This window comes from Bradyrhizobium sp. HKCCYLR20261 (assembly GCF_051168435.1).
Lineage (GTDB): Bacteria > Pseudomonadota > Alphaproteobacteria > Rhizobiales > Xanthobacteraceae > Bradyrhizobium.
On sequence record NZ_JBNPUZ010000002.1, the window covers coordinates 329,832 to 354,790 of the forward strand.

The 24,959-nt window shown below is 61.5% G+C and carries 18 protein-coding genes and 1 pseudogene; 8 read left to right on the top strand and 11 right to left on the bottom strand.

Annotated elements, in window-relative coordinates:
* Positions 1–121: 121 nt before the first annotated feature.
* Positions 122–391 carry a helix-turn-helix transcriptional regulator gene (locus ACQR1L_RS05160; protein WP_434856852.1) on the bottom strand — a complete coding sequence of 90 codons (270 nt, stop codon included), beginning with the start codon at positions 389–391 and terminating at the stop codon, positions 122–124.
* 153 nt (positions 392–544) lie between these two features.
* Between ACQR1L_RS05160 and ACQR1L_RS05165 the strand changes: the two genes are divergently transcribed.
* From ACQR1L_RS05165 to ACQR1L_RS05185, 5 genes and pseudogenes are all read left to right on the top strand, one after another.
* Complete coding sequence (locus ACQR1L_RS05165; protein ID WP_434856853.1) at positions 545–865, top strand: hypothetical protein; 321 nt, start codon at positions 545–547, stop codon at positions 863–865.
* Positions 862–1,437 (top strand): hypothetical protein, encoded by a 576-nt coding sequence (locus tag ACQR1L_RS05170; protein WP_434856854.1) that lies wholly within the window; start codon positions 862–864, stop codon positions 1,435–1,437. Before ACQR1L_RS05165 ends, ACQR1L_RS05170 begins: the two co-directional genes overlap by 4 nt.
* 234 nt (positions 1,438–1,671) lie before the next feature.
* Entirely contained in the window at positions 1,672–2,109 is a 438-nt protein-coding gene (locus ACQR1L_RS05175; RefSeq protein WP_434856855.1) for a hypothetical protein, read from the top strand.
* 85 nt (positions 2,110–2,194) lie between these two features.
* Positions 2,195–3,748: an AAA family ATPase gene (locus ACQR1L_RS05180; RefSeq protein WP_434856856.1), complete on the top strand. Its 1,554-nt coding sequence runs from the start codon at positions 2,195–2,197 to the stop codon at positions 3,746–3,748.
* Positions 3,749–3,978: 230 nt separating this feature from the next.
* A pseudogene (locus tag ACQR1L_RS05185) lies at positions 3,979–4,671 on the top strand (3'-5' exonuclease); the annotation flags it as partial.
* 273 nt (positions 4,672–4,944) lie between these two features.
* Here the strand turns inward: ACQR1L_RS05185 and ACQR1L_RS05190 are convergent.
* The 8 genes from ACQR1L_RS05190 to ACQR1L_RS05225 all read right to left on the bottom strand — a co-directional run bounded on the left by ACQR1L_RS05190 (position 4,945) and on the right by ACQR1L_RS05225 (position 15,845).
* Positions 4,945–5,523, bottom strand: coding sequence for a hypothetical protein (locus ACQR1L_RS05190; protein ID WP_434856857.1), 579 nt, complete (start codon positions 5,521–5,523; stop codon positions 4,945–4,947).
* Positions 5,469–6,938 carry a DUF6538 domain-containing protein gene (locus ACQR1L_RS05195; protein ID WP_434856858.1) on the bottom strand — a complete coding sequence of 490 codons (1,470 nt, stop codon included), beginning with the start codon at positions 6,936–6,938 and terminating at the stop codon, positions 5,469–5,471. Before ACQR1L_RS05195 ends, ACQR1L_RS05190 begins: the two co-directional genes overlap by 55 nt.
* Positions 6,939–7,282: 344 nt before the next feature.
* Positions 7,283–8,173, bottom strand: coding sequence for a LysR family transcriptional regulator (locus ACQR1L_RS05200; RefSeq protein WP_434856859.1), 891 nt, complete (start codon positions 8,171–8,173; stop codon positions 7,283–7,285).
* Between the two features lie 48 nt (positions 8,174–8,221).
* Entirely contained in the window at positions 8,222–9,313 is a 1,092-nt protein-coding gene (locus ACQR1L_RS05205; RefSeq protein ID WP_434856860.1) for an ABC transporter ATP-binding protein, read from the bottom strand.
* 16 nt (positions 9,314–9,329) lie between these two features.
* Positions 9,330–11,072, bottom strand: a complete 1,743-nt coding sequence (locus ACQR1L_RS05210) for an ABC transporter permease (protein ID WP_434856861.1) — start codon at positions 11,070–11,072, stop codon at positions 9,330–9,332.
* Positions 11,062–12,018: an ABC transporter substrate-binding protein gene (locus ACQR1L_RS05215; RefSeq protein WP_434856862.1), complete on the bottom strand. Its 957-nt coding sequence runs from the start codon at positions 12,016–12,018 to the stop codon at positions 11,062–11,064. Before ACQR1L_RS05215 ends, ACQR1L_RS05210 begins: the two co-directional genes overlap by 11 nt.
* Before the next feature lie 113 nt (positions 12,019–12,131).
* On the bottom strand, positions 12,132–13,766 hold the full coding sequence (locus ACQR1L_RS05220; protein WP_434856863.1) for a hydantoinase B/oxoprolinase family protein: 1,635 nt from the start codon (positions 13,764–13,766) through the stop codon (positions 12,132–12,134).
* A 3-nt stretch (positions 13,767–13,769) separates the two neighbouring features.
* Positions 13,770–15,845, bottom strand: a complete 2,076-nt coding sequence (locus ACQR1L_RS05225; RefSeq protein WP_434856864.1) for a hydantoinase/oxoprolinase family protein — start codon at positions 15,843–15,845, stop codon at positions 13,770–13,772.
* A 173-nt stretch (positions 15,846–16,018) separates the two neighbouring features.
* Here ACQR1L_RS05225 and ACQR1L_RS05230 point away from each other — a divergent pair, with 173 nt between their 5' ends.
* Positions 16,019–17,167, top strand: a complete 1,149-nt coding sequence (locus ACQR1L_RS05230) for an aminotransferase class V-fold PLP-dependent enzyme (protein WP_434856865.1) — start codon at positions 16,019–16,021, stop codon at positions 17,165–17,167.
* 285 nt (positions 17,168–17,452) lie between these two features.
* Here the strand turns inward: ACQR1L_RS05230 and ACQR1L_RS05235 are convergent, their stop codons facing one another.
* Positions 17,453–17,671 (bottom strand): DUF2274 domain-containing protein, encoded by a 219-nt coding sequence (locus ACQR1L_RS05235; protein ID WP_434856866.1) that lies wholly within the window; start codon positions 17,669–17,671, stop codon positions 17,453–17,455.
* A 753-nt stretch (positions 17,672–18,424) separates the two neighbouring features.
* Positions 18,425–22,174: an autotransporter domain-containing protein gene (locus ACQR1L_RS05240; protein ID WP_434856867.1), complete on the bottom strand. Its 3,750-nt coding sequence runs from the start codon at positions 22,172–22,174 to the stop codon at positions 18,425–18,427.
* 221 nt (positions 22,175–22,395) lie between these two features.
* Between ACQR1L_RS05240 and ACQR1L_RS05245 the strand changes: the two genes are divergently transcribed.
* Both ACQR1L_RS05245 and ACQR1L_RS05250 read left to right on the top strand, forming a co-directional pair.
* Complete coding sequence (locus ACQR1L_RS05245; RefSeq protein WP_434856868.1) at positions 22,396–24,135, top strand: winged helix-turn-helix domain-containing protein; 1,740 nt, start codon at positions 22,396–22,398, stop codon at positions 24,133–24,135.
* Between the two features lie 128 nt (positions 24,136–24,263).
* Positions 24,264–24,842, top strand: coding sequence for a hypothetical protein (locus ACQR1L_RS05250; protein ID WP_434856869.1), 579 nt, complete (start codon positions 24,264–24,266; stop codon positions 24,840–24,842).
* Positions 24,843–24,959: the final 117 nt, after the last annotated feature.

Here is a 24,959-nt window from a genome sequence, read left to right on the forward strand (position 1 = left end):
GCTCTTGACGGCACTCGCCGCACTGATCGTGATCGGTCCCGGCGTCTCGTCAGCCTCGCGTGGGACCATCCTCGCTTGATCGAGATGTGTTGTCGTCGGCTGCCCTTTACGGCTATCGGCGTCACTTCCCGCGCTTCATGATCACTCCTTCGCCCGTTGTTTTGTCCGCGTAGACAAAGCGGATCCCTTTATCCTTCTCGAACACGTCCCGTATCGCTACGAGAATCTTCGTGCGCCGGGGATTAGCGGGTTGGATCTCGTCCGCCTCAAGGCGAATAATGGTCCGTCGATCCACGCCGACCAGCTCGCCAAGCTGGGCCTGCTCTAGGTTTAGCAAGGCCCGAGCTGCGCGGATCATTCGCGCGCTGGGGATTTGCTCTGAATCCGACATGACGCCTCCTGACCCGAATCAGGGGATTAACCATACCCCACTGTCACTCAAAGGAACAGTAGACATCGCCCAAGACAACTGTCACAAGAAGCGACCGTCACTTTAAGTGACACTGACGTGCGGCGACACGCCAGCGACATCACGGAGAAGTCTATGAACTACGTAAGCTATATCTCCAGCAAGCGCTGGCGCACTAACGCCGCCCGTGTCCGCGAATTGGCAGTGGCCCAGGGCAAGTGCCGTCTGTGCTCGGGCCAACAGCCGCTCGAGGTACATCACCGCGACTACCACAACCTCGGCGACGAGCGCGAGGGCGACCTGGTGGCGTTGTGCGGCGAGTGCCACCGCGAAGTGACGTGCTTCCTGCGTCGACGCAAGTATGAGACGCGCAAGCCGCTCAGCGCGGACGTACGCAGCATGCGCGACACGCGCATGCTGCTCTGCGATCCGACCCGTGAGGAGGACGACCAGTGAAGGCAGAAGAGATCAAGCTCAGGATCGTCGGCACGCGTCGGCTCCTAATGCATTCGGGACGGTTAGCGGATCCGCTCGATCCGATCACGAAGAACTTGGCCAAGCTGACAGCCAAGCGCGCGAAGACAGAGGCGGACCACGAGGCAATTAGCAAGGCCGAATGGTTCGGCGGGTTATGGCTCAGCGACGGCAAGCCGTGTGTGCCGGCCGAGACATTGATGGCAGTCTTCGTCGGCGCGGCACGCACACGCAACCGCGGTCCTGAAGCCAGCGCCGGCCTGATCGTCGGAAGACACGCATGGCTGCAATATGACGGCCCCACCGACCTCGACGAGCTTTGGGAGGAGGAACGCTTTCGCCTTCGCGTCCCAGTGCGGGTGACGAGGGGCTCCCGCACGATGCGCACGCGGCCGTGCTTCGATCAATGGAACATCGAATTCACGGCGAGCTACCTGCCGACGCTGCTCAATCGCGAAGAGGTGCTCGAAACCTACGCCATCGGGGGCTTCATGAAGGCCATCGGCGACTGGCGCCCGCAGAACGGCACGTTCGCGGTGGAGGAGGTGAAGTAGACGATCCGCGCAAGTCGCCAAGCAGAACCCGCGATCAAATAAGGCAAGGTGTGGTCCGGTGCGGCGTGGTGGGGCGTGGTCCGGCGAGGCAGTGCACGGCCCGGCGTGGTGAGGCGCTTCCGGTCGGGGGGACACCGGTACGACTGGTGTTCCCCCGACCTCCAAAAACTCGATTAGTTCTCGTTCTGCGGCAGCTCCCAAGCTGGCGGTAGAGCATTAAGTGAGACGGCGACAATGACCGGCAACATCAAAGTGATCCGTGCGCCCAATGCTATGGCGGCCACCCGCAAACCAGCGACGCTACCACCCATCACATGGTGGCGCACGATGAGTGCAAAGCGGTTAGGATCATCTTCCGTGCAGCCGCTGCGGGAGGCGTTGAAGACCATAGCGATCCTAGGTGAGCCGGCGTGGCCGGCCGCAGTCCGGGGCGATCCCTCTGCCGCTACCGGACTCGCACTCCGTCTCTGCTCGCAGCAGTCGACCGTTGCTTACGACCTGGCGATGACGGCGGTTGCAGCCTGTGCGGCCGAAGGTAGCGACGCCGCCTGTCTTGTGATGGCGCACATGCTCGGCCGCGATCCGGGCGCCACGTTGCACGAGGCTCGCCTTGCGAACGGCTGGCTCGGCCGCCTTAAGAGGTCACGGCGGGAGCGCGAGGCAGCGGAGTGATGCACAGATCATCTCGTCCTACGTTCACAAGTTACACTCCTTCTGAAGTCTAGCTCTTCCAACACTTTGCCTCGGATCCAGCAGCATGACGGCCTCTGACGACACCGACGATTTCGATCTCCAATTCGAAGATGACGCCGCGTCTACGGGAGCTGCGGCGGACTCGTCGAATTTAGATGAGCAGTTGAATGAGCTGCCACGTCTCCTGCGCTATGCATGGCTTTCGAGCGAAGGCGGAGAGCACATCCAGGAACGGCTCGTCGCCGAAATCAATGAGATTTGTCCTGGGCTCCGCCAGACTTCGGCCTGGGTCGTCGCGCAATCAGCGGAGAGCGGGCTTGACTTGGCCGGTGAACTTGATCGACGCGCCGTCGAGCTTGACGAACCGATTTTGCGCAGCCTATCTGATTGTGTTCGCCTCTTTTCTCTCTCTCTCCCCTACACCGCTGACCTGTTTGACGACTATCACCGGCTTGGGAAGGCCCTGATCGCGGCTTTCAGACGGGTCTCACACGACTTTAATGAAGACCTGCGCGCCGAGTTGGAAGAGTTCGTCTTCGGCTGGGCGGCTCTCCCCGCGTGCAGTGATCTGGTTTCACACCACGCCAGCGCCGCCACCAGCGCCGCTAGGCTTGGGCCGATGATGGTAAAGCACCGCATTGAGGCGGCCAGGCTTGCTCTCCTCCGTCAGCAGGAGGAGGAGAAACGGCGTGTGGAGACCGACGCTCGGGCCTCGCTCACCACTGACGAACCCTCCCCGCAGCCCGCTCCTGACCATGGCGTCATCGTCGCCCCGCTTTCCGAGCCGCAGATGAAGAATGCCAAGCTACTGGAGATCCTAAGGCCCATAAAGCCGATCATCAACGTCCCGCTTCCGCTCGTCACGACACCACCACTGCGTGCCGTGCGCGACGCACTGATTTTCGAATTCCCTTACGCCGCCGAGGTGATCGATTTCGTGCTGGCAGATCTTGTGGGCCGGGTCACAGTTCGCCTGAATCCCATTCTTTTCGTAGGTGCTCCCGGTGGGGGAAAGAGCCGCTTCGTACGACGGTTGGGCGAGCTACTTGGCGTCAATGTCTGGCGAACGGATGCGAGCGGCGTTGACGGCGCTACGTTTGGTGGCACCCATCGCCGCTGGTCCACCGCCGAACCCTGCCATCCTCTTCTCGCGGTGGCGCAGGGCGAAATCGCCAACCCCCTCATTCTGATTGACGAAATCGATAAAAGCGCAACGCGCAACGATTACGGTCGGCTCTGGGATTGTCTTCTCGCATTTCTGGAGGTCGAAACGAGCGCTCGCTATCCGGATCCGGCGCTTCAGACTAATCTCAACTTGTCGCAGATTTCGTATCTCGCGACCGCGAACAGCCTTGCCCCCCTGCCCTCGCCAATTAGAGATCGATTCCGGGTAGTGGGCTTCCCGAAACCGACGGCGGCCGATCTCGACGCCCTCCTACCTGCGATTGTCGCGGATCTCGCGAGCGAGCGCGGGCTCGACACGACGTGGATTCCCGCGCTCGATGGGATTGAGCACACCGTAGCCGCGCGACACTGGCAGGGCGGTTCAGTCCGACGCCTTCGTCGGATTGTCGAAGCGATCCTGTGCGAGCGAGACGCCAAAGCGGTCCGGAACTGATGGGACTAACGATGTGCAAGCCATCAACTGGTCCGTTCGGACTGCCTTGGAGAAGACCGCCGAATCCTGTAGTCGGCGTCACCGCGCACGCGTCGAAGCCAGGAGAGACTGATCTGTCAAATGAGGTCCCAGCAACCGAGGCCTTGGCGCGCACGCTGGAGGCTACCGGAAACTACAAAATCCTACGCCGTCTCGTCCCCAGGGCCGTCTAGCCTCGCTCGGCCAGTGACCGGATCGGGCTAATCATTGACTTGGAAACAACCAGCCTCGATACTACTCGCAACGAAGTTTTGGAAATCGCGGCCATCAAGTTTGGCTACGCGAACGATACGATCAACTGCGTCATCGGTACATTCCAGGCGTTTCAGCAGCCGTCGTCGCCGATAGAACCCGCGATCACCGCCCTGACCGGAATTACGGATGCCATGGTCGAGGGTCATCACATCGACGGCTCAGCTCTCGAGCAATTCGCTGCCGATGTGCACATCGTCATCGCTCACAACGCGGCTTTCGACCGCAAAGTCGCGGAGCGATACTGGCCGTTCTTCGCAAAATGTCACTGGGCATGTTCGGCAACAGGCATTGATTGGAAAGCCCATGGCCTCAGTGGTGCCCGCCTCGCCTATCTGCTCGCAGAGTTTGGCCTGTTCCACGACGCCCATCGGGCGCTCGACGACTGTCAAGCCGTACTCGAGATCTTAGCCTCAGATCTGCCCGGCACAGCGAAATCCGGGCTCGCGGTCCTGCTCGATCGCGCGCGTCGGCCACAACACCGCATCTGGGCTGACGGCGCGCCATTCGCGCTGAAAGACATCCTCAAGCAGCGCGGCTATCGCTGGAACGACGGGACCGATGGGCGCCCCAAGGCCTGGTATGTAGACGCTGACGTGGTCGATTCCGAACTGGACTATCTGCGGAAGTAGATCTTCCGGCGGGATGAACTGGATATCACGTGGCGGACGATAACGTCGCTCGATCGATTCTCTAACCGAGTATAGCTGCCGTCCCATTTACTGCGGCAAAGTTAGCGTTGCAGTTTGTGCCGCTATGAAAGCTGACAAGGCCGGCGAAATGTCTCGATTAGCTGCGAACGTAACGGGAGCTCACGGGAGTTAACGACAGCGTCTGGTCGCCTTTCAAAATAGCGATTTTTCGTGCAAGAGTAGGCGGCGCGTAGACAACGAATAAACGTCGGTTCATTGACCCGGGTCATTGCCTCGATACTTGGCACGTGATGGTTGAGAAAACGGCGCAGTCTCCATTCGCTCTACCCAAGGGATGATATTAATTGCCTGCGGTTCAAGGTGACCAGTGACCACCTCGAGTTTCATGATGAACTCGAACAGGGTATCGATCTCATGGGCCTCGCAGTAACGCTCGCTGGTTTCGCTGTCGCCACCGTGCCCTAGAAGATCTGCGCGGTCCTCCTCAGAGAGCAACTTCTTTTTCAGCTGCGCGCCGAAGAGGTGGCGGACCGCGTGGGCGCCCAGCCCTTCTTCGGTAATGCTGGCCACCGTGAGGATCGGCTTGAACAGCTTGTAGAAGCGGTTGCCAAGCGGCGAGCGGGTAGTGGGAGAGTAAAGGTCGGGGAAGAGCAGGCTGTAACCAAGCGCCTTGATCTTCCTGACATAGTCTAGAAAGCCCAGCCGGATCAGCTCCGGATGAAGGGGAATGTTTCGCGTCGATTGGGCGTTTTTGATGCGCCGCTGCGCGTTGAGCGCTATGTGGATGTACGGCTTGCATCCCGCGCGGTCGAAGATGATGTCATCCACCATCGCACCGCAAGCTCCTCCCGCCTCGCTCCCGAATAGTAGATGAGGATCGGAACAAAATAGAGCGCACAATGGAAGATCCGGGAGCCACCCTGTTCGCCCCAGTGCCCAAGATTGTCCCAGCCGGCGCAGTTTATGAACGGCGGAGTCCGAAAGATCGCCCTCGCGCTGTCGATGGGGAGCTTGCGCCTCTGGTCTCGGGCCCGCTTATTCTTGCTGCGGGTCTTGGCGCGGAGCTTAGTCAAATCGATGCTTTCCAGACTTTTCACGCCGCGGGCGGCGGCGTGGTCGAATATCTGGCGGAGGAATGTCGCATGGCGATTGAGAGTTCCGCCAGCGATCCCACGCTTAGCCTGCACGACCGATCGCCCCTTCTCGCGAAGCTGCTCGATTGTTAGTCGCTCGTCGTGGACCGATTTTCCGTAATGCTTGTAAATATCGAACCGGAGGAAATCGATGAACTTGCCCACATGCTCCTGACGCAAGAGGCTTAGATCGAGGATGCGCTGATCCTGGACCATAAATTTCACGAACAGATTTGCGACGCTCTTGGCTTGTCTTTGTGCCTTCTCGTCCCAGTGCTCGTCCATATCATTCTGCTGGGCGACCCGATCTGCAAACTTCACAAAGTCTGCCATTGGAATGAATTGCGGGATCGTCGGCGTATCGATCTTCGGTGGATCGTCGGGGCGATCCACCGGAGGATTCACGATAGATGAGGGCGGCATCCGTGGATCGCTCTTTGCAAGCAGCATGCGATCCACCAGCCCGTCATCTTCGATCCTCGCTCCGCCATAACGCCGTTCGGATTGGGCCAGCGCCAACTTCATCCCGCGAAGATAAGTCCCCTGGGCTACGGCAAGATTCATGGCGGTCGGGGTTGCGGAGACGCCCTCGATCATGTCCCTCAGGATGTGGTGCTTCGTAGGGACAAGTTCGTTGACGCGGGGCATGGCGAGGTGGTCCTGAACCGCCTCGATGTCGGCTTCGGAGAGACCTTCAGCGGCCATGCGCTCGCGATCCTGGTCGCGCACGACGGCCGTGACGCCCTGAGCGTCCAACAGCAAATACGTCCAATAGGCTCTTTGATCGCGAACTTTCGCTTTCGCGACGTCGAAGTCCGGGTCGGTCTTGGCTGCAAGGGCCACGAGTTCGAGCTTGGTCAGATGCCGGTCAACGACGGCACGGAGCATTGTCTCAATTTGAGACTGGGTCAGATGCGGGTCGGAGCCATCGGCAAGCATCGCAAGGTCGTCCAAGGTCGCGTTGAGCTGGGTAGCCAGGCGACGGGCGGCAGTGTGGCTCGTCGTCCGCAGGCTCATAGAAACATGCGGGCGACCAAAGAGCATGGCAAGCGCACGGGGGGTTCGGCGGCGCCAGTAGTAGACCGCTTCACGACGAAAGATGTGGAAAGCCATGGTTCGACAGGCACCCTGTGCAGCAGGAATGTGTCGCAGAGCTGTGCAGCAGCTCCCCAGCCAGGCCGGATTCGTCAGCAATTTCAGGGAGAGCGGAGCTTCTGGCTGGGGCGGGAAGGATCGAACCTCCGAATGGCGGAATCAAAATCCGTCCCAATAATCAACAATCTCAGCCTGCATTTGGAAAGGATCACTGAATTGCCTACCAGAAATATCAATTGCTTAGCGAGCGTTTCCAAATGCTTCCACCAAGGCCATCGACTTAGATCGACGCCGAAGGGTGCGGATCCGGGTGCGTCTTTCTCTCCGGGTGGCACGCGTGGCAGCTCGCGAGACAATGATCGCTAAGGCGTTTCCAAACCTGAATAGGATTTTCGCGCCGCCTCGACGACGAGCTTGACGGTCGGAAGGAAATCCGCCGTCAACCGGTATGCAATGCCGAACTCGATCGCCGGAAATGGCGGATTTCCGGCAAGTACGACCACTTTCTCGAGGTCCGCAAGCGCGGCGATCGCAGATTCCGGAAACACTCCGATCCACTCGCCGGTCTCCACAAGACGCATGCGATAAATCGGCCCGCTGCAGGTATCGAGTCGAAGTGGCTCGGTTCCCGACGCCCTGAACCAGTTGAATGTGACTCGGTGAATGACTGACTTTTGCGAATCCGTCAAAATCGGAGTCCGCTTCAGCGCCGCAGGTGTGAGCACCGACGGGATGATCTTGGCCGACCGGCTCGCCACCCAGGAGAGCTCATTGGCATAGAGCGGGCTGTAGCCGATGCCGGGATCATCCAGCGGACCAACGATGATCGCGATATCGACCCGCCCCTTTGAAAGCAGATCGAGCAGGATGTCGTTGTAGTCGACATTAAGCCTGATCTCGATTCCGGTGAAGCGGGCGCGCATTTCAGCTATAAACTGCGGCATCCAGTTCGCCACCGCGTGAGTTGCGCCGATGCGGACCATGCCGAAGATCGCATGCATTCGCCCGGCCCGCTCCTGCAGCTGCTCCGCGAGCTCGGTGATCTCTTCCGCGTAACGCAGCAGATCGCGTCCATGAGAGGAAAGCTGGACAGGCCTCGAACCGCGAACCAGCAGACTGACGCCGAGTTCCTCCTCGAGCTCGCGAATTCGTGCGGAGATGGCCGGCTGGGACGAGCCGAGCTGATCGGCGGCGCGCCGGAAACTACCGAGCCGGCTCACCCAGACGAACGTCTCCAGCTGCTTGATGTTCAACAGGGGTCCTCCGCGGCGGGCGAGACCGTCGACGACGCGTGATCGCGGTCACTCCTTTACATTCATACACCACAACCGCGAACCCGGCACGTGCAGTTGGATCTCATCGCCTATTGTCCACGCATGATCCTGCGGCAGCTCGGCGATGACGCTTGCTCCACCGAACGCAACGCCGACCTGATAGCGCGCGCCCTTGTAAACCGATTGGCGGACGACGCCCCGCAACTGGAGCGCCGCTTCATCGTCCGTCGGGCCCACTGCGAAGTTCTCCGGCCTCATCAAGACATCGACCTCGTCGCCCACTTGCGGCATTCCATTCGACTGCGTCTGACAGCTCCAACCATTCCCAACGACCCAACGCTGTCCGGCAGCCCCGTCCCGCGCCTCCCGCACCATGCCTCGCAAAAAGCTCGGTGATCCGAAGAACTCGGCCACCTCACGGTTGTCCGGCCGGCGGTAGACGTCGGTAGGTCTACCGACCTGCAGGATTCTTCCGCTCGACATCACCACGACGCGGTCCGACAGCGCCATGGCCTCCTCTTGATCATGGGTCACATAGAGCGTCGTGATTCCCAAGGTCTTCTGCAATTGTCGCAACTCGATCCGCATCTGCTCGCGCAGCTTGGCGTCCAGGTTCGACAACGGCTCATCCATCAGCAGAATGCTGGGTTTGGTCGCGATGGCACGGGCGATTGCGACGCGTTGCTGCTGGCCGCCGCTCAAGGCCGTGGCAGGTCGGCTGGCGTAGCGCTGCATGGACACCAGTCCGAGCGCATGATCGACGCGCCGGACGATTTCGTCTCGGCTTTGTCCTGCCACCCTTGCGGGATACGCAACGTTATCGAAGACAGACATGTGCGGCCAGATCGCATAGGACTGGAAAACCATGCCAATGTTGCGCCGGTCGGGCTGTACGAAGACGCCGTTCACGGGGTCCGATACGACAGTTTCGCCGATCGCTATTGAACCGCCGGAGTTCTGCTCGAGCCCGGCTACCATGCGCAACGTTGTCGTCTTTCCGCAACCTGACGGTCCCAGCAAGGTGACGAATTCACCCTGAGCGATATCCAGGGTGACGGTCTCGACCGCCGTTACGCCGTTGAAGCTGCAGGCCAGCTCCCTCAGTTTCAGGCTGGACATGAAGTTTCTACCTTTTTCATCTGCGACCGGTCAGTTCGCGATTGCCGAGCCATAGTTGAAGCAGTCGGAACACGACCACCAGCCCCAGCATCAGGAGCGCAATTGCGCTGACCTCCTCGGACTTCCCGTTGCTCCATAGTTTCAGCATCGTCACCGACAGAACTTCGCTATTGGCCGAATACAGCATGACAGAAGCGCTCAGCTCGCGCAGCACCATGAAGAATGTCAGGACCCACCCGACACTGAATGATGGCCACACCAGTGCCAGCAGGATCCGGCGGAACGTGGTCCACCAGCTGGCTCCCGACGTCCGCGACGCCTCTTCGAGGTCGTATGACAGTTGCTGGAACGCCGCCGACATGATCCGCACCGAGAGCGGCGTTGCGAGCGCAATGTAGGCGAAGAACAGCGCCCACAAGGTGCCGTAGATGTCGAACGGCCACGGCAGGAACGCGTAGGCCCAGAGAAAACCGACGCCCAGGACAATGCCCGGAAACAACCAGGGGATCCAGGCCAGCAGTTCGATGATCCTGCGGCCCGGCCATCTGGTACGGATACTGATATAGGCGATGACACTGCCGAGGGCAGCCGTCGCCGTCGCGCCACCCACCGCGAGCAGCATGGTGTTGGCGAATGATTGCCAGATCGCGTCGTCACCGAGCACGGCCGTCCAGTGATCGAGCGTCAGCATCTTCAATTGATAGAAGCCCGCGAAGCGAAACACCGAGCCGAGCGCGAGTTGTCCAACCGGCAGCAACACAGTCGCGACGAAGAACAAGAGACAAATGGCGAAAGTCGCCCATTTCCAATGGCCGAGCTGAACGAGGGCCGGCCGATAGGCCTTGCCGCTCACGGTCTGAAACGATCGATTGCCCAGCAGTTTCCACTGCAGAACGATCAGAATGCACAACATCGCCAGCACACTGAACGACAATGCGGAGGCGTATTGATAATCGGCACGCGCGACTTGGTTGATCGACTGATAGATCTCCGTCGTCACCACCTGGATGCCGGCCGGAACGCCGAAGATCATCGGGGACTCGAAGGCTTCCATGCCTTTGATGAAGGACAGCAGGAACGCACTGCTCAGCACCGGCAATGACAGCATCAGCGTGACCCCGAAAAAGGTCCGCAGGCGCGACGCGCCACTGATCCGGCTCGCCTCCTCCAGCGAGGGGTCCATCGACCGAAAACTCTCGACGATCAGCAAGAACAGGAACGGCACGGTATACTGCATGAGATGCCAGACCACGCCGCCGTAGGAATAGACGTTGATCAGCGCATCCGGACTCCCAGTGAGCCAGCGCCAAAGTTGGTTCAGCGATCCAGCCTTAGGATTGCCCAGCAGGCCCCAGGCCATGGCGGTCAGGATTTGTGGGATGAAGAACGGCAGTGTGATGAGGACTTCGAGCGTACGCCGGAATGGCGTGTCGGTCCGGGCAATGATCCAGGCCAGACCGATCGCGACCACCAGCGAAAGCACCGTTTTCACAAGCGACAACGCTACTGTAGTCCATAGAATCGACCAGGTTCGCGCTTCAAGAAGGTGACGAAATCCGGCGAGGTTGAAGCTGCCGGCAACTCCCGGCGGTTCGCTGGCGAACGCCCCGTACAGCAGCATCAGCATCGGGTAGACGGTCAGAAAGCACAGCAATGCGATCAGCGCGACAGTCGCCATCGGGCGAACCGCGGCGGCGCTGATGAACCGGGGCTTTGAGACAAGCGTTCGTCGCTCCGTCATGGCGACGTCACGAGCCATAAATGTCTTTTGCAGCGGCGATCATGGGCGCGGATATGTCGGGCGTAACCGTGCCCATCAGCTTGGTCTCGAGCGCCGGCCGCAGTTTCTCGGGCAGCCTTTCGACCACTCCCTTGATGACGGGGTTGAGTCCGCCGGCGCCGTAGGCGAACTGCGCTTCCGGAGAGAGGAGAAAGTTGATGAAAAGCCGTGCCGCATTTGGATTTGGGGCGTTCTTCAACACAGAGCCGAGAAACATTCCATATGGCACCCCCTCACCGGGCACGATCAGCTTGATCGGCAGGCCATCGAGCTGCAGGATGCTCGACGTCTGTACGGGCAGATAGAGGGGAAACTCGCCGCGGGCGCAGCGTCGCTCGTCTTCGCGCGGTTCGCGGCTGAAACGCAAATCCTGGCGCGCGAGCTTTTCCTGGAACTCTCTCCCGATCTTCTGATAGGTCATTGCAAAGAACACATGACCTGTGCCGGGGAAGCGGAAATCGTCCGCCAGAATTTTACCGCGCCACTTTGGGTCCAGCAGATCGCTCCAATTTTTCGGCTCTTCCGCTGGCTTCACGATGTCGGTGTTCACCAGTAAGCCGAAATTCGTGGTGAAGATCGGCACGGTAAACTCATCGGCGACAAAGCCGTCCCGCAGATGGGTCAGATTGGACAAGGCTCCCAGCGGCTGAAAGATGCCGTCGCGCGCCTGTCCAGCCACCGTCGACGAGCCGTTGAGAGACACGTCTGCGGCAAAGCGACCGGCTGCTTGTTCGCTTCGGATGCGTTCGCGTAGTTCCGCCGGACGGGCTTCGAGGATCTCCACGCGAATGCCGTAGCGCTTCTGAAACTCGGTGGAGAATGTGCGGTAGTAGGGCTGGCCCACATTGGAGTGGTACAGGACAACCCTGCCTTCCTTCTTTGCGGCGACGATGACCGCGTCCCACTCGGTCTCGGCGTACGCCATACGGGTCCCAGCCGCGAGCGCTCCTGCGGTCACTCCCAGGAAACTGCGCCGGGTGACATTTCCGCGTACGTACCGTCTCATGAGTGATGCTCCTGCTGGGGCTTTATCCGACGTCAATTCGACAACTTGTAACCGTAGTCGCGGGCGGCGGCTTCCGGTGACACGAAGCCTTGTCGCAGATCGTATTCGATCTTCTCGCGGGGCCGTAGCGCGGGGTCGCCAAATCCGCCGCCGCCGGCGTCGGCAGTAATCAGACGATCATTGGGCTGCAATTCGTAGCGCGTCTTCGACGCCACGGCCTCGTCGTTGAGCCAGTACTTCCGCAAGGCGCCGGCCCTTCCGCCGAATAGCCCCTGGGCACCGATCTTCATGCGGCCGGAAAAGCTCGACACAAACAGCTTATGGCCGGTCATGTTGCGCATCGCCATGCGTTGGCCCAGCCCGCCGCGTGCCTGACCCGCGCCGCCGGAGTCGATCAGCAGCTCCTTGTATTCCACGAGAAGGCCAGTCATGTTCTCCCAGACCTCAACCGGCATACTATGCAGGTTGGACGGTGACGGCGTCGCGCCATGGCCGTCGAACCGTTCAAGGGCACCGTAGCCGCCCGCGCAGAAGAAGGTCTGTCCCATCGGGCGTCCATTGCGGATGCCCTGGATGTTCAGAACGGTACCACCGCCGGATTCGGCCTGTACGCGATCGGGCACAACCGCCGCCAGCGCGCCCATGATCAGCGGGAAGATCGAATGCCCGGGAACATGGCGGCCAGCCGTCGGAAACGGCGGCAATGCGTTGAGGATGCATCCCTCTGGCGCGCTCGCGGTGATCGCGCGGGCCGCACCATCATTGTTGGGAATGCCCGGAATCGTCAGGCATTTGATCGTGTAGAGGGTCTGCGCGCGCGTATAGCACATCGGCACGTTGATGCCGCGGTGAACGGCAGGATCGGTGCCGGTGTAGTCCACATGTATGGTATCGCCGCTGATCGTCACCGTGCAAGCCATGCGGAGAATGCCGTCGACGCCTTCAATCCGCGTCTCATAGCTCCATTCACCATCCGGCATCGCGCGGATCGCAGCCCGCATGGCAGCGTCGGTCTTGTCGATGATGGCATCAGCGATCGCATCGAGATCCGTCATGCCCTGTTCGCTCATCAGCTCGAGCAACAAGCGCGCGCCGACATCGGTACAGGCCACGTTGGCCATCAGATCGCCGATCACCTGGTCGCTGACGCGGACATTGTCCGCAATCAGGTCGATCATATCCTGATCGAGCCGGCCCGATTGAAACAGCTTACGAATCGGAATCCGTAGACCTTCCTGATAGATCTCCGTCGCTGCAGTCGACCAGCCTATGCCGCCGATGTCAGGTAAATGACTGATGCTCCCGACGAACCCCACGAGTCGCGTCTCCATGAAGACCGGACGGATGACGCTGATGTCGAAGGTATGGCCGGTCCCGAGCCAGGGATCATTGGTGATCATGACGTCGCCTGGCTGCAGGGTGGCCGCCGGATGTTTGCGCAGCATGTGGTCCAACGTAATCGGCGACGTTCCGGTAAACGACGGAATGCTCGACTGTGCCTGGGCGACCAGCCTGCCTTGCGCATCAAAAATGACGCAAGAGCAGTCGTGACTTTCACGCACCGTCGTCGAGAACGATGCACGTATCAGGGCTTCCATGACTTCGTCTGCGATCGAAACCAGGCGATCCCAGACGATTCCCAGCGTTACCGCGTCGAACTCCTGCATGGGTCAGATCTCTACGACTAGATTGAAATGGTCATCGACGCTGGCGCTGGCCGCAGAGCCGATCACCGTCGTCGACTCGAGTTCTTCCACCAGGGCTGGGCCGCTGATGCGAACGCCGGGCGGCAGCGAATAGCGGTCGTATACCGCGTGCGGAACAAAGTCGCCGACATCCGGCTCATACGCCATCCGATGAGCCTTTGGCTTCGCCTCCCCGGGGACGTAGGAGTTGACGCGGAAGAAGCCTTGCGCCGGGGATGGCGCGGATGCCTCAAGCCGCCAGCTGGCGATCTCTATCGGCCGATCTTTCAGGACAAGACCGAACTGCCGTGTATATTGTTTCTCGAATCCGGCTTGCAGCTGATCGAGAAGCGCGTCGCTGGCAGGCAGATCGAGGCTGACCTTGATCTCGTAGCCCTGCCCCTGATAGCGCATGTCGAGCACGCAGCTGAAGGTGATGTCCGTCTCCGCGACACCCGCGGTCAGCAGCACCTCCGACACCTCCGTTCGCAAGATCTGAATCTGTGTGTCCCAGATCTCTCGTGTCAGGGCATCGAGTTCGACAAGATGCGACCGCACGGCCTCGAACGACAATGGGCTGACAAGCATCCCGAACGCCGACATCACGCCCGCCGCTGGCGGCAGGACGACTCGCTTGATGCGCAGCTTCCTGGCGACACGCACGGCATGCAGCGGTCCGGAGCCGCCGAATGCGATCATGGCGCAACTTCGGCTGTCGATTCCGCGTTCGGAGGCGTGGGTGCGAAACGCCCCGGCCACGTCCTCGTTGATGATCTCATGGATGCCCCATGCGGCGCGCGCCGTGTCCAGGTCGAGCGGCTCGCCGACGGTCTTGCTGATCGCAGCCGCAGCAGCTTCCCTGTCGATCCGCATGCGTCCGCCGAGGAAGAACTGCGGATTGAGATAGCCCAGCGTGAAATTGGCGTCGGTCAGCGTCGGCTCCTCACCGCCGCGACCATACGCAACGGGCCCGGGCTTTGCGCCCGCGCTGCGCGGGCCAACGCGGATCAGGCCGCGCTCATCGACGCGCGAGATGCTGCCGCCGCCCGCCCCGATCTCGATCATGTCGATCACCGGAAGATTGATGACCAGACCGCTGCCCCGCTTGAATTCGTGAACGCGCGCAGCTTCCAGTTCGTACTTTTTCAGCGGACGCGTGCCGACGACGAATGCCCCCTTTGCCGTCGTGCCGCCCATGTCGAACGCCAGCAGATGGTCGATCCCGAGCACGCCGCCGTGATAGGCCGACATCAGAATGCCGGCCGCGGGACCGGACTCGAGCAGTCGCGACGGAAACTGGCGCGCAGTGGCCGGCACCAGTGTCCCACCGCTGGAGCTCATGATGAACAGTCCACCGGCGAATCCGGCGCTGCTCAGCGCGAGCTCGAGCCGGTTCAGATAGCGATCGACCAGCGGCTGCACATAGGCGTTCAACGTCGTGGTGGTCCAGCGCTCATATTCGCGGATCACCGGATAGCCTTCGGAAGAAAGAGACACATACAGATTTGGAAAGCGCGACTGGATTGCATCACGGAGGGCGATTTCATGCGCCGGGTTGACGTAGGAATGCAGCAGGCAGACAGCGATTGCCTCAACCGCTTCGGCTTCGACCAAAGCCGCCAGGTCCTGCATGACCGCCGCGACGTCGATCGCCGATAGAATCGTGCCATCGTGCAGCATCCGCTCGTCGACTTCGATGCGGCGTTGTCGCGTGACCAGCGGCTCGGGATATTCCAAACGAAGATCGTAAAGGTCGTAGCGGCTTTCGCGCCCGATATCGAGCGAGTCCTTGAAGCCCTTGGTGACCAGCATACCCGTACGGCAACCACGCCGCTCGATGATGGCGTTGGTCACCAGCGTGGTGCCGTGCACGATGGCCGTCACGTCGGACAGATTGATACCGGCCGCTGCCGTGATCTGGAGAACGCCCGCGATGACCGCTTCGGATGGGTCGTGGGGCGTGGTGAGTTGCTTATAGGTGCTGGCAACCCCGGAGCCGTCGTTGACGAGCACAAAATCCGTAAATGTACCGCCGATATCCACGCCAATTCGAAACGCCATGGTTTTCTCCTCGGCGCAACTGTGGGGGTGGGACGGGCAGGAGGTCAATAAAATGATAGATTTCACTCATAAAATCGATGCCACTCGATCCAAAATTTTTATCAACGGGGGACATCGTTGCGCAGCGACGCGTCCGCCCCCTAGCCTGCGGCCGGTTTGCCCGGGAGGACCCCATGATCGGCATCAAGGAGGCTTTCGCGCTTCCGGAAGGAGTTTGTTACCTCAACGCCGCTGCCATCGGCCCAATTCCAGACGTCGTCCAGCAGGCTGGCATCGCCGGGATCTCCAGTAAGAGACAACCGTGGATTCGGGACAGAGCCGCCGCCCGGCAGATGACCGATGAGCTGCGTGGCCTGGCCGCCGGGCTCATTGGCGCACGCTCTTCGGATGTCGCCGTGATCACCGCAGTGAGCTACGGGATCGCGACTGTCTGCGCCGGTCACCGCCCTCCCCCCGGCAGCCGATTTCTGGTTCTTGCTGGAGAGCACACCTCACTCTCCCTGGGGCTCGCGCGGCACGCCGAGGTCCATGGCTGTACACTGGAAATTGTCGGGCCCACGCATGGCGATGACTGGACGGCGGCGCTGACTGCAGCGCTCCTGAGGCCCGGCGCGGCCCCGGTCAGCTTCGCCGGATTGACGCCGCTACATTGGACGAGCGGCGCCGTCGTCGACCTGTCCCGGATCATTCCGATAATCCATGCGCAGGGCGGTGTTGTCCTCGTCGATGCCACCCAAGCCGCAGGAATCATGCCCATCGATGTCACGAAGCTTCAGCCGGACTGGCTGGTTTTTCCGACTTACAAATGGTTGCTCGGTCCGTTTCACTTGGCGTTCCTGTACGTCGCCCCGCAACATCAGGAGATTCAGCCCCTCGAGCAGCACGTCGGCACCCGGCAGGGACCCAATCCTGCGTTGGTCCAGGACAGTTCGCAGCTGGCATTTGCAAGTGGTGCAACACGGCTCGATTCCGGCGAGCCGGATACGTTCGCAGCCATTCCCATGGGCCTCGCGGCTCTGACGTTCATGACTGGCTGGAGCGCCGAAGCGGCAAGCGCGCACGTGTCATCCCTCACCAAGATCATTGCTGAAGGATTAAAGTCACTATCGCTGTGCACGGTCGAAGACAGGTTTCGCTCACCGCACATTCTGGCCGTGCGAGGCCAATCCCCATTTCCGGAATCGATGGTGGCGCGTCTCGCAGCACACAACGTCCATATCAGCGTGAGGCATGGCCTCATCCGGATCAGCCCACACGTCTACAATCTGGACGCCGATGCTGCTCAATGTCTCACAGCACTCAGCTATGAACTATCGCGTTGAAACATCGACACACCATGGAACCAGCATCGCCGAGGCCATCGAGGCGCATCTCATCGGTCCAGATCTCGGCCAAACGAGAGCAGATCACGGGCTCACAAGTGCACGTTCTTCGGGAGCATTGGACAGCTAGGTAGCGGCTCCGAAATCGCGGCTAGCTGATCTAACTGACATTGCACTCAATTTGCACCAAACAAATTCTTTTGGTTGCGGGTTCCGAGCTCTTGTCTGAGGGCACGAACGTGATTTGGAGTACACATGACAGCGAGTTCGGCAATAGCGGCATGATCAGCGCTTTGGCGGGCGATCCTGTGCGCGTCCCTTCTTTGCTTTCGCGAAGACTCGATCAGACTCCATAAAGCGCTTCACCATGACGATGATCAGTCGAGCCTGGCTCTCGGCGTGCTGCCCCGCGTCGGGTTCAATCAGCTCAGCATAGGTCCGCAGATCCCGATGGATCGCGGCTGGCAGTTCGAGCGTGAGCTTGACTGGCTTGTCGTCAGGCAACGCGCCGGGACAGGACGCCCAGAACGAGCACTATACCAACGTCAAGACTAGAAGAGGTTAGCCCCTCGATCGGCGTATGGGGGCTAACCACCCCAGGCGTCGCGCGGGACTGAACCCACGACGAACGCATCAGAAACATCCATTCAGAATGCGCACGAAACGTCCGTTCAGAATGGGATAGCGGCGTCTTGGGAAGACACTGATTTCATTATGCAAATCTGGCTGGGGCGGGAGGGATCGAACCTCCGTATGGCGGAATCAAAATCAGTTTGATTATTCAATGTCCTCAACGCGAGTTTGGAAAACACTCCCGTATCGGCCACCAGACTTATCAATAGCTTAGCCGGCGTTTCCAAATGGATCTCGCGCAAGGAAATCGGCTGAAACAGCCGCAAAGGAGGCGCTCTTCTCTTACCGGAGTTTGGCTTTACCGATCTCGTGCACAAAGGTGTGCCACTAGCCGCCACCGCGCTTCTTACGAGTTCGCGCATGCCCTCGCCGTAGAGGTAAAATCTGCGCTTCGGACGGATGCCGCTGATTTCGATAAAAGTCGGGGGTTCGATTCAGGGGTCCGCTACATCGCTAGACCCACGATTTAACTGCTCTGTTCTCCTACCAAAGGGCGGTCGCATCTACTGCGATTTCGATGGCTTGCCAAAGCGGGCAAAGAAACCGGGCGCATTTCCCCGCCTGGAGGTGCTTTTCACGCCGAGCCCCAAAGCTGAACCAATCGGCACGGCAGCGTACAAGCCATCACCACGCATAGCGGACGACGCCTTTGCCGGCATAGCTCTTCGTCACATGGGAGAACTCGCCTTCGAAGGTCGCAGCGGCGGACCAGCCGTTCAGCCATTTCATTTCTGCGGAGGCAGTGGTGAGCGCGGAGTCCGCTGCCGCTCGTGCGCCGCTGACGACAAAGCTCGTGCCGGGCAGCGCCTGGAACGTCGCAGCGACCGAACGGTCCGGATTGAAGTCGTGCGCCCAGGCGGCGCGGCCGCGCAGGGTGAGAACCGCGTTCTGCATGGCAAAGGACTTGTCGGTGCGCAGGCCGAGTTCGCTGCGCGTGGCGGTCACGCTCCTGGCGGCATAGGCCAGCGCGAAGGCGTTGCTCCCGGAGACCACCGTTTCGGAATAGGCCGGCAGGGTGAACGTCGTGAACTGGCCCGCGGCATAGGGCGTGAGGCCGAAGCCGCCGGCCCACGGCGCAACGAGGCGATAGCCGCCCTCGATACGTCCGCTCCAGGCATTGGCATTGAACTCGGCACGCAGGCGATCGACGCCGGCGAGCGTCACGGCGCGATCGGTGGTGACATCCTGCCAGCCATAGGCCAGCGCCGCGGTGATGTAGCTCGGGCCATTGGTGTGCCGGAGATAGGCGCCGGCCTGGAACAGGTCCGAGCGGCCCGTGCCACCGCCAGTCACGGAGAAGCTGGTGCCACCGCCGGCGAGCGCGAAGCCGGCCAGCGTTCGCGGCGAGAAGGCGTACTCGGCGCCGGCGGCGGTGCCGAACAGCCGGCTGGTCACACTGTTCGATCCCTGCGCGGTGCTGCCGTCCGTGGTCTGCGATCCGCCGAAGCCTGCAGCCCACACGTTCCAGCGCTGCTCGAAGGTCTTGGCCGGTGGCACCTTGGCCAGCATCGCATAGGCGTCGCGCGCGGCGCCTGCCGGCCCGTTGTCGGCATAGGCCGGCGGCGCGGATGCCGCCGCTTCGCGGCCCGTGCTGAAGGGATCTGTCAGCAGGCCCATGAACTGGCCCATCGCCTTGAACGTGGTCGCTTGCGACCCCGCCGCGGTCTCGCCGGACGCCTGCGTCAGGCCGGCGGCCGTGAGCGAGCCGTAGACCAGCGGGATGCTGCCGTTGCCGTTGAAGGAGTTGACGAGAGCGTTGCCGACCTTCTGCTGATTGCCGCCCGGTCCGCTGCCCGGCGGCGGGACGAAGCTCAGCGTCAGGTTCAGATAGGCGTGGGTGGCGTCGTAGCTCAGCTCGGTCCGGAAGTTCGACGACAGGTTGGTATCAACCTGCGGGTTGAACGCGCCGCTGACGCTGCCGGCGGTCAGGATCGTGTACTGCTTGGCGACGGAGCCGCCCGCGAACGCCGCATTGACGGTAGCGCTGCCCAGGGTCGCCGTACCGGTCACGTTGACGAACGAGGCCGTCGCCGGATTGACATCGACGAGATAACGGGCGCCCGACTGGAACGCGAGATTGCCGGAGATCGCGAGCGATGTACCGGCGGTGCCGTTACCGCCCAGCAGCGAGCCGCCGCTGTTGATCGCCGTGCCGCCGACCGTTCCCGTGCCCATCAGCGTGCCGTTCGCATTCACCGTCACCCCGCTCGAGGTCGCGATCGAGCCGTTCACGCGCAGCACGCCGCGGTCGACGCGTGTCGCACCGGCATATGTGTTGGCGCCCGTCAGGGTCAGCATGCCCGCGCCGGTCTTGACCAGCGAACCACCGCCGGAGATGACGCCGCTCACCTCGGTCGAAAAATCGTTCGAGCCGACGGTCAGCTCGTTGGCGCCGAGGAGGTAGTTTCCGGCTCCGGCGATCGATCCCGCGCTCAGCCTCTGGAGGCTGCCCGGACCGAAACTGTCCGAGAAATCCACGATGCCTCCGGCGTTGTTGATAAGGGCAGCGTTTCCGGCCGTGCTGGTGTTGTGGAATTGCAGGCTGCCATTGTTGGTGATGGTGGCGTTGCCCGCCGTGCTGAAATCGAAGAACGACAGAACGCCGCCGTTGGCGTTGGTGATGGCGGCGCTGGCTGCCGTGCCGCTGCCGCGGAAGTCCAGGATGTTGTTGTTGGTGATGGCGGCATGCCCAGCGCTGCTGAAGACTTGCAGACTGCCGGTGTTGGCAATGCTGGCACTGCCCGCCTCGCTCGATTGGAGGAACTGGATGGTGCCGGCATTGGTGATCGTGGCATTGCCCCCTGTGCTGGTGTCAATGAAATCCATGCCGCCAGTGTTGGCGATCGTGGCGTTGCCTGCCGTGCCGGTGCGGGCGAAAAGCAGGTATGAGTTGTTGATGATGATGGCGCTGCCCGCTGTGGCTTCGTCGAAAGTCAGGCCGTAACTCAAACTGCTGTTGATGATGGTGGCGCTGCCGGCCGTGCTGCCATTGATGAACTCGAGGTAGCTGTTGTTGGTGATGGTGGCGTTGCCCGCCGTGCTGGCGTCCTGGAAATGCACGGAGCCATCGTTGGTGATGGTGGCGCTGCCGGCCGTGCTGGTGTCATGAAAACTCAGGACACCGTTGTTGTTGGCGATGGTCGCGCTGCCTGCGGTGCTGGCATTGCGGAAATCGACGTAACCGAAGTTGCTCGTGATCGCCGTACCGCTCATGTCGGCGTTGACGACATTCAGCGTGGACCAATTGCCGACGGTGATCGCCCCCAGAATGGAGCCGGCTCGGCTGGCAGTGCCGAGTTGCAACGTGCTGCGACTGCTGGAGGAGGCGCTGGTGATGGTTGTGCCACCGGTATAGGTGTTGGCGCCGGTCAGCGTCAGCGTGCCCGCGCCGGTCTTGTCCAGCCTGCCGCCGATGCCGGAGATCACGCCGCTCACCTCGGTCGAGAGATCGTTCGAGCCGACAATCAACCGATTGGAGCCAAGGATGTAGTTGCCGGCACCGGCGATCGACCCGGCGGTCATCGACGTGTCGACGCCCGAGATATCGACAGTGCCTCCCGCCTGGTTGATGAGGGCGGCATTGCCGCCCGAGCTGACGTCGAGGAATTGCAAGGTGCCGCTGTTGGTGATGGTGGCGCTACCGCCCGTGCTTGCGTCGCGGAAGGTCAAGGTGTCATGGTTGGTGATGGCGGCGCCGCCGGCGGTGCTCGTGCCCAGGAAGTTCAGATAGTGGTTGTTCGAAATATTGGCACTGCCCGCCGTGCTGGCTCCGCTAAAGTCCAGGCCGCCATTGTTGGTGATGGTGGCGCTGCCGGCCGTGCTGCTGCCGTAGAAGAGCATGACGCTGTTATTGGTGATGGTGGCATTGCCGGCTGTGCTGGTCTCGACGAAATTCAGGGCGTTGCTGTTGGTGATGGCGGCGCTGCCGCCGGTGCTGCTGTTGCGGAACTCCATGAACCCGCCATTGGCGATGGCGGCGCTGTCGGCAGTGCTGGCGTTGTAGAAAGTCAGGCTGCCGAGGTTGGTGATGCTGGCGCTGCCGCCATTGATGGCGATGCCGGCTCCGGTGAAATCCTGGGTCGTGGAGGCCGCGATATCGAACGCATAATTCGAGGCTGCGGCATTGAACGTCCAGCCGCCGAAGGTACCGGAAGACCCCAGCATCAACGCGGTCGTGTTCGAGGCGCCGAACGTGGCCGTGCCGGTCGGCACGCTGCCCGGGGTCCAGTTGTTCGCGTCGTAGAAATCGTTCGATCCCGGAGTGGCGAGCCAAGTCGCGTCCTGGGCCCGCGCCGGTCCCGTGCCCGGCAGCATCCAGGCCAAGCTCAGCGCCGAGGATGCCAACAGCGCGGCCCGCAGGCGGCTGGTTGCCACGAAACAATATTTCCCCGGCTTCAACACTTTAGTTCACCTTCCCCTGACGCTGGCGGCGAGTCTCGACCGGACTCATCTCATTGGCAGGAGGTGGTGTCTTGATAAGGGGGCTAGCAATCTTCTGAAGATTTCTGAAACTTGCGTTTCAGACCCGACTTTCGGGCATTTTGGACAGACTTCCGCTACACGAGTCACCTTGAGAGATGCGTTTGGGGGATCATTTGCTTCGTTTCGCGGGCTTCGTGCTGGACCAGCAGATCGCGGAGCTGCGCAGGCCTGACGGCGGGGTGATCAAACTCCGGCCGAAGACCTTCGAGATGCTACGGCTGTTCGCCACCAGCGGCGGCCGGGTCCTGAGCAAGCAGGAGCTGATCGAGGCGGTCTGGCCGGACGTCCATGTCGGCGAGGACAGCCTGTTCCAATGCATCCGCGAGCTTCGCACGGCGCTCGGAGACGACCGGCGGCAGTTGATCAGGCTCGCATCCGGCGGCGGCTATCTGCTGACGGCAGAGGTTGAGGTTGAGGTCGAGCCCGAGGTCACGGCGGGCGGCGAGGTGGCTCCGCTCGCCCGGGCCGTGGAGATCAGGCCCCCGGCGCCGGCCAACGGTGCCGTGATACAGGCGCCGTCGCAACGCTCAATCTTCGGTTTCAGCCGGCGGGCCATGGTCGCCGTAGTGGCCGGGCTCGGTGCGATCGCGGGGCTTGCGGTGGCTGCACCGGTGTTGAAGCCGGACCTCCTCTTCACGCGAACGCCGCCGCGCATCGCCGTGATGCCGATCGTTGCCGCCAGCAGCGATTCGCAAGGCGTTGTGATGGCGGCGGAGGTCACCGGCCGCCTCGTGGACGGTTTTGCCAAGATCCAGAACGTCAGCGTGGTCGCGCCACGATCGGCGGCGGTCGCAGGCGTCGAACCCGCCGGGCTGCCTGCCGCATCATCCGATTACGAAATTCGCGGCGAGTTGCAGCATGGCGATCAATCCTGGACGCTGCGGGCGCGCATGATCAAGACGACCACCGGCGAGGTTCAGGCGATCGCCGCCGCTTCGGTCGCCGCTGACGAGGCGGACGCGCAGCTTGCGCAGTCCCGCCTCGCCGCCGGCGTGGGTCATGTCCTTGCCCGCCGCCTCAACGAAATGCTGGAGCCCAACGCGCCGTCGTCCAGCCCGCGCGGATCGTCCGCGGGCGGTGACAAGGTTGCCCTCGAGCAGGCGCTCGCATCGATCAATCAAACCACGCGCGAGCGCTATGGCGCGGCGCAGTCGATGCTGCAAAATGCACTCACGGAGGATCCCGACAATGTCGACCTCGCCGTCGCGCTTGCTTCGCTGCAGATGCGCGGAATCCAGATGGTCTGGTTCAGCCCGGAGGAAGCGGTCGCGGTCGAGGCCAGGGCCGACGCGACGCTTGAGCGGGCGTTACGGTCGAAGCCGAATTCCATTCCGGTGCTCGAGGCCCATTGCCGCTTCCTCAGCGCCACCAACCATTTCGTCAAAAGTCTCGTGACCTGCGCCAAAGCCTTGAGCTTCGATCCGTGGAACGGGTCTGCGCTTTATCTGATCGGCCTCGGGCAGATCTTTCTCGGCCGCTTCGACGATGCGCTCGCGACATTCCGGCAAGCCGATCGTTACGACACGCCGCCGGCCTCGCGCTGGACCTGGCTGCTCGGCGCGGGCTGGGCGAATCTCTTGATGGGACGCGACGAGGAGGCGTTGCCATGGCTGCAACGCTCGATCGCGATTACGCCGGCGACCGGCCGCTCGCATATGCTGCTCGCCGCTGCCTACCAGAGATCGGGCCGGTTCGAGGAGGCGAGAGCGGCGATGGCGGAGGGACTGAGGCTGCGTCCCGGCACGACGAAACTCAACGTCACGCCGCCTTGGAAAAATGTGAGCCCGGTGTGCCTCGCAGCCTCGGCTCGCATCGTTCAGTCCATGGTCGATGCAGGCTTGCCGGAGCAATAAGGCCCGCTGGCGCATCAACTGGCGCGCGCGAAAATCCGCTTCTTATCTGGCTCATTGTGCTTGGTGCGCTCGGAGGATGAGCCAACCCGCGAGTTGAGCACGAAGATTCGTCGGCTGCCGCAGAACGTTTGCGTCGTAACCTTGAACGAGAGCGCATCTCTCGCTGGGTTTCAGTCGAGCGCTATTTCTCCGCCTGCCTGCGCAACTTGCGCGGCGATCGGCGGGCAGTAGAGGATATTCGCGCCGCGATCGATGAATTGATTGAATGCCGCTTCTTGATGCGGATCGGAAGCTATCTGGCTTTCCTCGCTCGCGCCTACCTGCGGCAGGGACGGGTGGCGGACGCGCGAGACGCCATTTCGCGAGCGATCGATTATCAGGAACGGCAGGGCGAGCGCTGGTGCCGTTCGGAACTGCTGCGAGTCGAGGCATCGATCCTTCTTCATACCGGCAAAACAGTCCGTGCTGAAAGGCGATTGAAGCAGGCGCTGGCTGAAGCTCGCACTATCGGCGCGTTGACTTTCGCACTTCGGACCGCCACTGACCTCGCGGCTCATTGGGCGGCGACAGGCCGCGAAAACAGCGCAGTCCAATTGCTCGCTCCGATTTTAAATGAGTTTACTGAAGGGTTTGGTACGCAAGACCTCGTCCGTTCCTCCAGGTTGTTGGCGGAGATAGAGGAGAGAAACAGCGGCGGGGCCTCATAAAAAAACAAGTCTGACATTGAGAGCTGATCTAACTGGCAAGCTCTTGATCAAAAGGGACTGCGGACTCGTGGGGACATTGCACTCAATTTGCACCAAACCAATTCTTTTGGTTGCGGG